Source organism: Hydrogenophaga intermedia (genome assembly GCF_023715105.1).
Taxonomy (GTDB): Bacteria; Pseudomonadota; Gammaproteobacteria; order Burkholderiales; family Burkholderiaceae_C; genus Hydrogenophaga; species Hydrogenophaga intermedia_A.
The window spans coordinates 151,412-163,674 of record NZ_JAMBNO010000009.1; the positions used below are offsets into that span (position 1 = coordinate 151,412).

A 12,263-nucleotide genomic window follows, 5' to 3' on the forward strand; every position below is an offset into this window, starting at 1 on the left:
CTCGGGCATTGGCGCAATCCCGACGCTGCGTGTGGGTCGACACAGACCGCAAGGGCGCGACAAGTTGTCGCAGAAGCGTCCGACAGACTGGCGCGGCAAAGCGATTTCGTAGACCAAAGTTCTGCGGGTTAGCCCGCGGTTTCGATGTCCACCGCCAGTTGCTTGAGAGCGGTTCTCATCGTCATGGTTGGCATGGTTCTGGCTATCAAAAGCGGAGCGCGGGCCCATTGGTCGGGGGTGGCCTGCATGGTCATGGCATGCTGCTCCGCAGCGAAGTTCACTGAGGGCGACGAGCGGTTGCACGTGTACCGCGCGCGCAGTAGATTCGGTCTTATGCAAAGAGCCCACACGTGGTGTGTGCGGGTCTTGTGCAGCCTTGGAGACACGAATGAAAGACGCCCCCCGATCCGGCGACCAGCCCACCCGCCTGAGCCGCCGCACCGTGTTCGCCGGCGCCACCACGGTGGGCGCGCTGGCCGCGGCGGCCGCCGTGCTGCCGCGCGTCGAATCGCAGGACACCGCCGCGACCCAGACCAAGCCAGCGCCCAAGCGCGGCGGCGGTTATGCCTTGAGCGACCACATCAAGCATTACTACAGCACGGCCCGCATCTGATACATGCCGGCCTGACCGAAAAGAAGCGCCCCTCGAACCGTCCCGCCGGCCCGCGGGCACGCCCCTCAAGGCAAGCCTGAAGGCCTCCCAGGAGACACACCATGTTGCTGACCAAAAAATCCTCCCACGCCGGTGGCGGCGCCTCGCGCGCGCACACCGGGCTTGTTCATCACCTGCAGCGCGGGCTCTCTGCCGCACTGCCCACCATGGACCGCCGCGGCTTCCTGCGCCGCTCGGGCCTGGGCCTGGGTGTCGGCCTCGCCGCCACGCAACTCACGCTGGTGAAGAAGGCCAAGGCAGCCGAAGGCAAGTCGATCGACGGCACCGGCAAGATCGAGGTGCGCCGCACCGTCTGCACCCACTGCTCGGTGGGTTGCGCAACCGATGCCATCGTCGAGAACGGCGTGTGGGTGCGTCAGGAGCCGGTGTTCGATTCGCCGATCAACCTGGGTGCGCACTGCGCGAAGGGTGCCGCGCTGCGCGAGCACGGCCACGGCGAGTACCGCCTGCGCTACCCGATGAAGCTGGTCAACGGCAAGTACCAGCGCATCAGCTGGGACGAGGCCTACGACGGCATCGTCAAGAAGATGAAGGCACTGCGCGAGGCCAGCGGTCCCGACTCGGTGTACTTCGTCGGCTCGTCCAAGCACAACAACGAACAGGCGTACCTGATGCGCAAGTTCGTGAGCTTCTGGGGCACCAACAACTGCGACCACCAGGCACGCATCTGTCACTCCACCACGGTGGCCGGCGTGGCCAACACCTGGGGTTACGGCGCGATGACCAACTCGTACAACGACATGCAGAACAGCAAGTGCGCGTTGTACATCGGCTCCAACGCCGCCGAGGCGCATCCGGTCTCGATGCTGCACATGCTGCATGCGAAGGAGAACGGCTGCAAGATGATCGTGGTCGATCCGCGCTTCACCCGCACCGCGGCCAAGGCCGACGAGTTCGTGCGCATCCGCTCCGGCACCGACGTGCCTTTCCTGTTCGGCCTGCTGTACCACATCTTCAAGAACGGCTGGGAAGACAAGCGCTACATCAACGACCGTGTCTTCGGCATGGAGGCCGTCAAGGCCGACGTGATGGCCAAGTGGACACCGGACAAGGTGGAAGAGGCCTGCGGCGTCAAGGAAGAGCAGATGGCCCGCGTGGCCGAGATGATGGCCAAGAACCGGCCTTCCACGCTGGTGTGGTGCATGGGCCAGACGCAGCACTCCATCGGCAACGCCATGGTGCGTGCCTCGTGCATCGTGCAACTGGCGCTGGGCAACGTCGGCGTGAGCGGCGGTGGCGCGAACATCTTCCGTGGTCACGACAACGTGCAGGGCGCCACCGACGTGGGGCCGAACCCCGACTCGCTGCCCGGTTACTACGGCGTGGCCGCCGGCTCGTGGAGGCACTTCGCGGCCGCCTGGGGCGTTGACTACGACTGGATCAAGTCGCAGTACGCCGAAGGCATGATGGAGAAACCCGGCATCACGGTGTCGCGCTGGATCGACGGTGTGCTGGAGAAGAACGAGCTCATCGATCAGGGCCCGAACATCCGCGGCATGTTCTTCTGGGGCCATGCCCCGAACTCGCAGACGCGCGGTCTGGAGATGAAGAAGGCCATGGACGCGCTGGACCTGCTGGTGGTGATTGACCCGTACCCGTCGGCCACCGCGTCGATGGCGGCCATGCCGAGCGACAAGATCAATCCCGAGCGCGAGGTGTATCTGCTGCCCGCGGCCACCCAGTTCGAGACCAGCGGTTCATGCACCGCGTCCAACCGCTCGATCCAGTGGCGCGAGAAGGTGATCGACCCGCTGTGGGAGAGCCGCAGCGACCACATGATCATGCACGAGCTGGCCACCAAGCTCGGCTTCGGCGAGCAGCTCAGCAAGAACTACAAGATGCAGAAGATCAAGGGCCGCGACGAGCCGATGCCCGAGGACATCCTGCGCGAAATCAACCGCTCGGTCTGGACCATCGGATACACCGGTCAGAGCCCAGAGCGCCTGAAGGCCCACATGCGCCACATGGGAGCGTTCGATATCAAGACGCTCAAGGCCAAGGGCAAGATCGTCGACCAGGAGACTGGCTACGACATCAGCGGCGACTACTTCGGCCTGCCCTGGCCCTGCTTCGGCACGCCTGAGGTCAAGCACCCCGGCTCGCCCAACCTGTACGACACGTCCAAGCACGTGATGGACGGCGGCGGCAACTTCCGCGCCAACTTCGGCGTGGAGCGTGACGGCGTGAGCCTGCTGGCCGAGGACGGCTCGCACTCCGTGGGTGCCGAAATCACCACCGGCTACCCCGAGTTCGACCACCTGCTGCTGAAGAAACTGGGCTGGTGGGAAGACCTCAGCGCCGAGGAGCAGCAAAAGGCAGAGGGCAAGAACTGGAAGACCGACCCGACCGGGGCGATCATCCGCGTGGCCATGAAGCACGGCTGCCACCCCTTCGGCAACGCCAAGGCCCGCGCCGTGGTGTGGAACTTCCCCGACGCGATTCCGCAGCACCGCGAGCCGATCTATGGCACCCGCCCGGACCTGATCGCCAAGTACCCCAGCCACGACGACCAGAAGAACCGCTGGCGTCTGCCCATCCTCTACAAGTCGCTGCAGGCGAAAAACGTGGAGGACAAGATGCACGAGAAATTCCCGCTCATCCTGTCCTCCGGCCGCCTGGTCGAGTACGAGGGTGGTGGCGAGGAGACGCGCTCCAACCCCTGGCTGGCCGAACTGCAGCAGAACATGTTCGTCGAGATCAACCCGAAGTCGGCGGCCGAGCGCGGCATCCGCCAGGGCGAGCAGGTCTGGGTGACGACGCCGACCGGTGCGCGCATGAAGGTGATGGCCCTGGTGACCGAGCGTGTGGACGCCGAGCACGCCTGGATGCCGTTCCACTTCTCGGGGCACTGGCAGGGCACCGACATGAAGCCCTACTACCCGGACGGTGCGTTCCCCGTCGTTCGCGGCGAAGCCGTCAACACCGGCACCACCTACGGTTACGACATCGTGACGATGATGCAGGAAACCAAGACCACGATCTGCAACATCGAGAAGGCGTGAGGAGAAAACCATGGCACGAATGAAATTCATCTGTGACGCCGAGCGCTGCATCGAGTGCAACGGCTGCGTCACCGCCTGCAAGAACGAGCACGAGGTCCCCTGGGGCGTGAACCGCCGCCGCGTGATCACCCTCAACGACGGCGTCCCCGGCGAGAAATCGATCTCGGTGGCCTGCATGCACTGCAGCGATGCACCCTGCATGGCCGTCTGCCCGGTGAACTGCTTCTACCGCACCGACGAGGGTGTGGTGCTGCACGACAAGGACGTCTGCATCGGCTGCGGCTACTGCTCCTACGCCTGCCCCTTCGGCGCGCCCCAGTTCCCTTCGCAGGGCACCTTCGGTGTGCGCGGCAAGATGGACAAGTGCACCTTCTGCGCCGGCGGCCCCGAGGCCCACGGCAGCCAGAGCGAGTTCGAGAAGTACGGCCGCAACCGCTTGGCCGAAGGCAAGCTGCCCGCCTGCGCCGAGATGTGCTCGACCAAGGCGCTGCTCGCCGGTGACGGCGACGTGGTTGCCGACATCTTCCGCAACCGGGTCCTCACCCGCGGCAAGGGTGCCGAGGTGTGGGGTTGGGGCACCGCCTACGGCACCGCACAAGGACAGAAACCGTGATCAAGCGCCTGACCTACACCTCCCTCGCCGTGGCGGCGTTGCTGGGCCTGGCGGCCTGCGGCGACCAGCCCCAGGAAATGAACGCCAATGGCGTCAAGCAGGACAACGCGTCCTACCAGGGCGTGGCGCACGAGAGCCAGTACGTGCAGGCCGGCTGGAAGGCCGGCGACAAGACGAGCTGGGAACAGCAACTCAAGGCGCGTGCCCAGTACGGCCAGAACGATTACCAGCGCGTCGGCGCTCAGCCGAAGTAAAGGTCTGTCTATGCACATCAATACCTCGACGCGCTGGCGGGCCTTGCTGGCGGCCGCGGTGTTCGGTCTGAGTGCGACCTGGGCGCAAGCCCAGACGCTCAAGGTCGACCCCGCGGACGATCCGGCGCCGGCCCAAGGCCAGCAGGCGGCACCAGCCGCCCAGGGCGGCATCAAGAGCCAGAACATCTTCGAGATCCGGCCCGACGCCGACACGGCCCCGAACTACGCCGAGCAGAACAATGCCCAGCGTGGTCAGGTGCAACCGGGCAACAACGCGCCCATGTGGCGCGATGTGAGCAAGGGTGTGACCGGCCAGACGATGCTGCCGTATCCCGAGTACGGCAACCTGATCCAGGGCTTCGTGCAGTACCCCGGCTCCAGCCTGACCACCGCGGGTGAAGCCTGGCGCCAGGTGCGCAACAACTGGATCATCCCCTACGGTGGTTCGCTGCTGCTGATCGCGCTGGTTGCGCTGGCGCTGTTCTATTTCACCAAGGGAACCATCGAACTGCACGGCAAGGAGACGGGCCGCAAGATCGAGCGCTTCACCTACTTCGAGCGCGCCGCGCACTGGACGAACGCAATCGCCTTCGTCGCGCTGGCGATCTCGGGCATCGTGATGGCCTTCGGCAAGTTCTTCCTGCTGCCTGTCATGGGCAGCACGCTGTTCGGCTGGCTCTCGTACGCGCTGAAGAATCTGCACAACTTCGTCGGCCCGCTGTTCGTGGTGTCGCTCGTGGTGGTGTTCCTCGTCTTCGTGCGCGACAACATGCCGAGCAAGGAAGACGTGCAGTGGCTGCTCAAGGGCGGCGGTCTGTTCGGTGGCCAGGAGGTTCCTTCGCACCGCTTCAACGCGGGCGAGAAGGTGCTGTTCTGGGCGGGCGTGTTCCTGCTGGGCGCCCTGGTGGCCGGCTCCGGCGTGTTCCTCGACAAGATCGTGCCGGCGGTGGAGTACACCCGCGCCAACATGCAGGTCGCCCACATGATCCACGCCAGCGCTGCGGTGCTGATGATGGCCATGTTCATGGGTCACATCTACATGGGCACGCTGGGCATGCGCGGCGCCTACAGCGCCATGAAGACCGGCTACGTGGACGAGACCTGGGCCAAGGAACACCACGAGCTTTGGTATGACGACATCAAGGCGGGCAAGATTCCGGCGCAGCGTTCGGTGACCAAACCCGACGCCGCGGGCGCACCCGCCAAGGCCTGAGCCCGACAACGGAGACCACCGAATGAAAAAGCAACTGTTCCTTGCCGTTCTGACCGGGCTGGCGATCACCACCGCGCACGCCAAGCTGCCCGCGCCGGCACCCCTCACCCCCGAGGCTGCGGCCAAGGCCGAGGAAGCCAAGGCCAAGGCTGCACACGGTGCCAAGGTCGAGAACTTCAAGCTGTGCAAGTCCATGGAGAAGGCTGCTGCCAGCCACTTCAAGACCACGGCGGGTGCCGGCAAGCAGCCGTCGCCCAAGGCGGTGGCCTGCGCCGACCCCGGCCCGTTCGTCTACACGCCCGCTGCGCCCAAGTCCTGAGCCCACGCTGCGTACCCGTGAAGAGGCCCCACCCGGGGCCTCTTTTCTTGTGGCCTTGCCAGCAGGGCCTTCGCCCGCACCGCATACTTCGTCCATGAGCGCCGATTCCGCCACCCTCGCTGCACCCCCCGCCGTGCGCCGCCCACAGCTCACGCAGGCCAGCGCACCGCTCACGCAACGGGTGACGGTGATCGATGAGTTCGGTGCCGCCAGCGAGGTGCACATCCCCGCCGAGCGCGATCTCACCGTCTATGTCGACAAGCGGGAACTCGTCACGCTCATGACCCTGGGCGCGCACCCCGAGTGGTTGACCCTGGGCTACCTGCTCAACCAGCGTCTCATTGCCTCTGTCGATGAGGTCGAATCCGTCACGGTGGACTGGGACGTCAACGCCGTGAGCGTGAAGACCCGCGAGGGCATCCAGCGCATCGAGGAGCGCACGGCGCGCCGTGTCGTCACCACGGGTTGCGGCCAGGGCAGCGTGTTCGGCGGGTTGATGGACGAGATCGATGCCATCCGCCTGCCCGAGGGCGTGTTGCGCCAATCGCAGCTCTACGCCATCGTCAACGCCATCCGGCTCAAGGAGAGCACCTACAAATCCGCGGGTTCGGTGCACGCCTGCGCCCTGTTTCGCGGTACCGAGCTGGCGCTCTTCGTCGAGGACGTGGGCCGCCACAACGCGGTCGACACGATTGCTGGCTGGCTCAGCCTTCAGGACGATGCTGTGCGCGACAGCGGCGACATGCTCGACAAGGTCTTCTACACCACCGGGCGCCTCACCAGCGAGATGGTGATCAAGAGCGCACAGATGGGCGTGGCCGCGGTGATCTCGCGCAGCGGCATCACGCAGATGGGCCTGCAGGTGGCCGAGCGCGTGGGCCTTTGCGCGGTGGGGCGGGCCACCAACAAGCACTTCCTGTGCTACGCCAACCCGCAGCGGCTGGTGCTCGACGCGGTGCCGCCGCCATCGCCGCAACGGCCCTAAACTTGCGGCACGCGGGCGCCCGGTCGGCGCCCGTTCTGTTTTCTGCACCGAACATGAGCCGAGAAGTCCACGTCATCGCCCACCCCCTGGTCCAGCACAAGCTCACGCTGATGCGCCGCAAGGACACCAGCACCAAGAGCTTTCGCGAGCTGGTGCACGAACTCAGCGCGCTGCTGGCCTACGAACTCACGCGCGACATGCCCATGCAGGAGATCGACATCGAGACCCCGCTGGAGCCGATGAAATCGCGCGTGATCGACGGCAAGAAGATCGTGCTGGCCTCCATCCTGCGCGCCGGCAACGGCTTTCTCGACGGCATGCTGCAGGTGATTCCGGGCGCGCGCGTCGGTCACATCGGCCTGTACCGAGACCCGGCCACGCTCAAGGCGGTGGAGTACTACTTCAAGATGCCGCAGGACATGCACGAGCGCGACGTGATCGTGCTCGACCCGATGCTGGCCACCGGCAATTCGGCCGTGGCCGCGGTGGACCGGCTCAAGAAAACGAACCCGCGCTCGATCCGCTTCGTCTGCCTCGTCACCTGCCCCGAAGGCCTCAAGACCTTCCACGACGCCCATCCGGACGTGCCGGTGTACACCCCGGCGATCGACCGCGGCCTGAACGAGCACGGCTACATCGTGCCCGGCCTGGGCGACGCCGGCGACCGCATCTTCGGCACCAAATGAACGCGCCGCGCGCGGCGCGCTCCAAGCCCACCATGGCCGAACCTCCCACCGCAATGCCCATCCGTTTCTGGTCCCTGGGCTGGACCTCGCTCTGGCGCGACTGGCGTGCAGGCGAGCTGCGCCTGTTGGTGATCGCGGTCACGCTGGCGGTGGCCGCGCTCACGGCGGTGGGCTTCTTTGCCGATCGGCTGCAGGGCAGTCTGGCGCGCGACGCGCGTGCGCTCATCGGAGGCGACGCGGTGGTGGTGGCGGACAAGCCTCCCGCGGCTGCGTTCGGCGAGCGCGCCGACGAGCTGGGCCTGGCGCGCACGCTCTCGCTGAACTTTCCCACCATGGGCCGCGCATCCGAGGCCCAGGGCGGCAGCGCGCGTCTGGTGGCGCTCAAGGCCGTGGGCGACGGCTACCCCCTGCGCGGCAGTCTGCGCGTGGCCGACGGCCCCGACGCACCCGATGCCCCCACGCGCGAGGTGCCGGCGCGCGGCACCGCCTGGGTCGATGCGGCGCTGCTCGCGCAACTGGGGCTGCGCATGGGCCAGCCGCTGTTGCTGGGCGATTCGAGCTTCACCATCGCGCGCGTGCTCTCGTTCGAACCCGACCGCGGTGCCGGCTTCCTGGCCTTCGCGCCGCGCGTGATGATCCACAGCGATGACCTGCCTGCCACGGGCCTGGTGCAACCCGCCAGCCGCATCGTCTACCGCCTCGCCGTGGCCGGGCCCGACGCCCGCGTGGCCGAGTTCAGCCGCTGGGCGCAGCAGGTGGTCGATCGCCCCGACACCCGCGGCGTGCGGCTCGAATCGCTGCAGGGTGGGCAGCCGCAGATGGAGCAAACGCTCGCACGGGCCGAGAAATTCCTCAACCTCGTGGCCTTGCTGGCCGCGCTGCTGTGTGCGGTGGCGGTGGCCATTGCCGCGCGCGGCTTCGCGCAGCGCCACCTCGACGACTGCGCCATGCTGCGCGTGCTGGGCCTTTCCCAGGGCACCATGGCGCGTGCCTACACGCTGGAGTTCGCGCTTACCGGCCTGTTTGCCAGCGTGCTGGGTGTGGTCATGGGCTGGGCGGTGCACCACGTGTTCGTGCTCCTGCTGGCCGGCCTGGTGGAATCGAGCCTGCCCGCACCCACCATGGCGCCCGTGCTGCTGGGCCTGGGCATGGGCCTCACGCTCATGCTTGCCTTCGGCCTGCCGCCGGTGCTGCAGCTGGCCAAGGTGCCGCCGCTGCGGGTGATCCGTCGCGACGTCGGTCAGGTCAAGCCCGCCACGCTGGCAGTGCTGGGCCTGGGCATGACGGGCTTTGCCGCGCTGCTGCTCGCGGCCAGCCACGACCTCGTGCTCGGTGGCATTGCGGTCGGGGGCTTCGCGGCCGCGGTGGCGGTGTTTGCGCTTATCAGCTACGGTGCGGTGCGCCTGCTGCGCGCCAGCGTGAACGAGGCCACCGCACCGCGCGCGTTGGTCATGGCCACCCGCCAGGTGTCGGCGCGCCCGGCGTTTGCGGTGGTGCAGATCAGCGCCTTGTCGGTGGGCCTGCTGGCGCTGGTGCTGCTGGTGCTGCTGCGCACCGACCTCATCCAGAGCTGGCGCGCTGCCACGCCTCCCGACGCACCCAACCGATTCGTGATCAACGTGCAGCCCGAGCAGGCCGAGCCCTTCCAGGCCGCGCTGCGCGAGGCGGGCGTGCAGCGCTTCGACTGGTTTCCCATGATCCGCGGCCGCCTGGTCGCCATCAACGGGCGCGAGGTCTCACCGCAGCAGTTCGAGGCCGATCGGGCGCAGCGCCTGGTGGAGCGCGAGTTCAACCTCTCGCACGCCGCGCAGCCGCCCGCGAACAACCCCATCGTGGCCGGCCGCTGGACGCCCGACGAGGCCGATGGCCTGAGCGTGGAGGAGGGCCTCGCTCAGGAACTGGGTCTGACGCTTGGCGACACGCTCACTTTCGACATCGCGGGCCAGCCCGTCGAGCGGCGCATCACCAGCCTGCGCAAGGTGGACTGGGCGTCGATGCGCGTCAACTTCTTCGTCATCTTCCCGCTCGCGCAGATGCCCGACGTGCCGCTGACCTACATCAGCGCATACCACGCCCCTGAACAGCCCGGTTTCGACAACGCGCTGGTGCGCGAATTTCCCAACATCACCAACGTCGACATGACGCAGACCATCGCCCAGGTGCAGCGCGTGCTGGGCCAGGTGATTGCAGCGGTGGAGTTCCTGTTTGCCTTCACGCTGGCGGCCGGCCTGGTGGTGCTGCTGGCCGCGGTCACCGCCACACGCGCCGAGCGCGAGCGCGAGTTCGCCATCCTGCGCGCGGTGGGTGCGGGTTCGGCGCTGCTGCGCCAGGTGCAGCGCGTCGAACTGCTCGGCGTGGGCCTGCTCGCGGGCTTCCTTGCCTCGGCGGTGGCGGTGGCGGTGGGCTGGGCACTGGCGCGCTACGCGTTCCAGTTCGCCTGGACCGCCTCGCCATGGGTGCCGCTGGCCGGTGCCGTGGCGGGCGCACTGCTTGCGCTGGCCGCCGGCTGGTGGGGTCTGCGCAGCGTGCTGCGCACGCCGGTGGTCGAAACCCTGCGCAAAGCCGCCGTCTGAGAACGCCATGGCCGAATCCGTTCAACCCATTGAAGAAAAACCGCCTTTTGACACCCCGTTCGAATGGATCGGTGGCGAGGCGCGCGTGCAGGCGCTGGTCGATCGCTTCTACGACCTGATGGACATCGAGCCTGGCTACCGCGAGTTGCGCGCCGCGCACGGCAACACGCTGGAGGACGCGCGGCAGAAGCTGTTCTGGTTCCTGTGCGGCTGGCTCGGCGGGCCCGAGCACTACACCTCGCGCTTCGGCCACCCGCGCCTGCGCATGCGGCACATGCCGTTTGCCATCGGCATCGTCGAGCGTGACCAGTGGCTCGCGTGCATGGACCAGGCCATGGGGGAAACCGGCGTCGACCCGGTGCTGCGCGAGCGGCTCAAGCGCAGCTTCTTCCAGACCGCCGACTGGATGCGCAACAGCCCGGGCTGACCCCGGTGCTGCTCAGACCGCCACCGCCCGCTTGCGCAGGGCGAGCGGCCCGTACCAGGCCTGTGTGGTCACGCCGGTGTTGTTGCTGTCGGTCATGAGGCCCAGGCCGGTGAGGGCACCCGGTGCCTGACCGAAGGCGGCCTCGTAATCGGCCCGCACGTCGCGATCGTGCTCGACCCACCGGCCCAGGCCCTCGGGCCCCCGCTGCACCACCAGCTTGCGGATGCGTTGCGTGTGCGGGTTGGGGATCACGCTGCCCACGGGGTAGCGGTCGTCCCAGACGTACATCAGCGTGGCATAGGGCATGGGTTCGCCGGTGACCAGTTGCGCCAGCTCCGAGAGCATGTGATCGCGGCGCGACCAGCTTGCCCGATCGCCATCGAACGAGAGGATCACGCGCGCCACCGCGTCGTCGGCGTCGGCGGTCTTGAGGTCGGCGTGGGGCAGCAGCGCCGGCACCCACCAGGAAAAGTACAGCCGTGCCCCGGGAGGCAGGGGGCGCGGTTGCAGTGGCAGGCGCAGGGTGCTGTTGCCCGATTCGCTCAACGCGTGCAGCGCCGGCCGGCCATCGCGCTCGGCAGCGCGGTACAGGGTGGGGCGGCGGTTGCCGTAGCGCCGGTGCACCCAGGGGCCGCTGGCCGACATGCCGTCCAGCGTGGTGGCGCGTGCCCAGGGCGATTGCGACAGACGCTGTGGCTCGTCGGCGTCGGGCGGTGTGCTGGCGCAACCCCCCAGGGCCAGCGCGCCCACGCCCAGCAGCCAGCGGCGGCGCTGGGCATCGTGCGGGGCGCTGGGTGCGTGCATGGCACGATGATGCGCCGCCGGCGTGACAACGGCGTGAGTGGCGTGTGCCGGTTGCGACATGACAACGTGCGGCGTGTCACGCCGGGCGCAACAGCACGACGAGCGCCCCCGCGCCGCCCTCGGCCGGGCGCGCCTGAACGAAGGCGAGCACTTCCTTCTTCTGCACCAGCCAGCGCAGCACACGGCCCTTGAGCACCGGCGTGCGCCCCGGCGAGCCCAGGCCCTTGCCATGCACCACGCGCAGGCAGCGCAGGCCGTGCTGGTGGCTTTCGCGGATGAATCGGCCCAGGGCCTCGCGCGCTTCGTCGGTGCGCAGGCCGTGCAGGTCGATCGCCCCCTGGATCGCCCAGCGGCCCTCGCGCAGCTTGCGCACCACGTCGGGCCCCAGGCCGGGGCGGCGGTAGCTCAGCAGCTCGTCGGTGTGCAGCAGCGTCTCGACGTCGAACTCGTCGGACAGGGCTTCACGCATCACCGCGGCCTCATCGCGCTCACGCTGCAAGGGGCGAGGTTCGGGGCGCGGGCGGGCGGGCTGCACACGTCCGTGCGCGGGCAGCCGCTGCACCGGCCCGACGGCGATTTCGAACAGCCGGCGTTCGCGTTCACGCCGTACCGCGGCCAGGCGCTCGGCTTCGCGCTCGGCCGCTTCGCGCGCGCGGCGTTCGGCCAGCGCATTGCGGATGGCTTTGAGCTCGCCGAGCGTGTTCACCTTCATGG

The 12,263-nt window shown here is 67.9% G+C and carries 13 protein-coding genes; 10 read left to right on the forward strand and 3 right to left on the reverse strand.

What is annotated here, in order from left to right; all coding sequences use genetic code 11:
* Nucleotides 1–128: 128 nt before the first annotated feature.
* Nucleotides 129–254 carry a hypothetical protein gene (locus tag M3149_RS23025; RefSeq protein ID WP_285886889.1) on the reverse strand — a complete coding sequence of 42 codons (126 nt, stop codon included), beginning with the start codon at nucleotides 252–254 and terminating at the stop codon, nucleotides 129–131.
* A 134-nt stretch (nucleotides 255–388) separates the two neighbouring features.
* Between M3149_RS23025 and M3149_RS10450 the strand changes: the two genes are divergently transcribed.
* The 10 genes from M3149_RS10450 (at nucleotide 389) to M3149_RS10495 (ending at nucleotide 10,745) form a co-directional block, all read left to right on the forward strand.
* A complete protein-coding gene (locus tag M3149_RS10450) occupies nucleotides 389–613 on the forward strand; it encodes a formate dehydrogenase (RefSeq protein ID WP_251709246.1) in 225 nt (74 codons plus the stop codon).
* 101 nt (nucleotides 614–714) lie between these two features.
* Complete coding sequence (locus tag M3149_RS10455) at nucleotides 715–3,675, forward strand: formate dehydrogenase subunit alpha (RefSeq protein ID WP_251709247.1); 2,961 nt, start codon at nucleotides 715–717, stop codon at nucleotides 3,673–3,675.
* Between the two features lie 10 nt (nucleotides 3,676–3,685).
* Nucleotides 3,686–4,288 (forward strand): formate dehydrogenase FDH3 subunit beta, encoded by a 603-nt coding sequence (gene fdh3B / locus M3149_RS10460; RefSeq protein ID WP_251709248.1) that lies wholly within the window; start codon nucleotides 3,686–3,688, stop codon nucleotides 4,286–4,288.
* Nucleotides 4,285–4,542 (forward strand): hypothetical protein, encoded by a 258-nt coding sequence (locus tag M3149_RS10465; RefSeq protein WP_251709249.1) that lies wholly within the window; start codon nucleotides 4,285–4,287, stop codon nucleotides 4,540–4,542. The genes fdh3B and M3149_RS10465 overlap by 4 nt, the downstream gene beginning before the upstream one ends.
* A gap of 10 nt (nucleotides 4,543–4,552) precedes the next feature.
* Complete coding sequence (locus tag M3149_RS10470; RefSeq protein WP_251709250.1) at nucleotides 4,553–5,755, forward strand: formate dehydrogenase subunit gamma; 1,203 nt, start codon at nucleotides 4,553–4,555, stop codon at nucleotides 5,753–5,755.
* A gap of 22 nt (nucleotides 5,756–5,777) precedes the next feature.
* Complete coding sequence (locus tag M3149_RS10475; RefSeq protein ID WP_251709251.1) at nucleotides 5,778–6,074, forward strand: hypothetical protein; 297 nt, start codon at nucleotides 5,778–5,780, stop codon at nucleotides 6,072–6,074.
* Nucleotides 6,075–6,168: 94 nt separating this feature from the next.
* Nucleotides 6,169–7,059: a formate dehydrogenase accessory sulfurtransferase FdhD gene (locus tag M3149_RS10480; protein WP_251709252.1), complete on the forward strand. Its 891-nt coding sequence runs from the start codon at nucleotides 6,169–6,171 to the stop codon at nucleotides 7,057–7,059.
* A 53-nt stretch (nucleotides 7,060–7,112) separates the two neighbouring features.
* Entirely contained in the window at nucleotides 7,113–7,745 is a 633-nt protein-coding gene (gene upp / locus M3149_RS10485; protein WP_251709253.1) for a uracil phosphoribosyltransferase, read from the forward strand.
* Nucleotides 7,746–7,798: 53 nt separating this feature from the next.
* Nucleotides 7,799–10,318: an ABC transporter permease gene (locus M3149_RS10490; RefSeq protein WP_251709294.1), complete on the forward strand. Its 2,520-nt coding sequence runs from the start codon at nucleotides 7,799–7,801 to the stop codon at nucleotides 10,316–10,318.
* Nucleotides 10,319–10,325: 7 nt separating this feature from the next.
* On the forward strand, nucleotides 10,326–10,745 hold the full coding sequence (locus tag M3149_RS10495; protein WP_251709254.1) for a group II truncated hemoglobin: 420 nt from the start codon (nucleotides 10,326–10,328) through the stop codon (nucleotides 10,743–10,745).
* A gap of 12 nt (nucleotides 10,746–10,757) precedes the next feature.
* Here the strand turns inward: M3149_RS10495 and M3149_RS10500 are convergent, their stop codons facing one another.
* Together M3149_RS10500 and M3149_RS10505 are read right to left on the reverse strand one after the other, a co-directional pair.
* Entirely contained in the window at nucleotides 10,758–11,549 is a 792-nt protein-coding gene (locus M3149_RS10500) for a DUF3047 domain-containing protein (RefSeq protein ID WP_251709256.1), read from the reverse strand.
* 76 nt (nucleotides 11,550–11,625) lie between these two features.
* Complete coding sequence (locus tag M3149_RS10505) at nucleotides 11,626–12,261, reverse strand: Smr/MutS family protein (RefSeq protein ID WP_251709257.1); 636 nt, start codon at nucleotides 12,259–12,261, stop codon at nucleotides 11,626–11,628.
* Nucleotides 12,262–12,263: the final 2 nt, after the last annotated feature.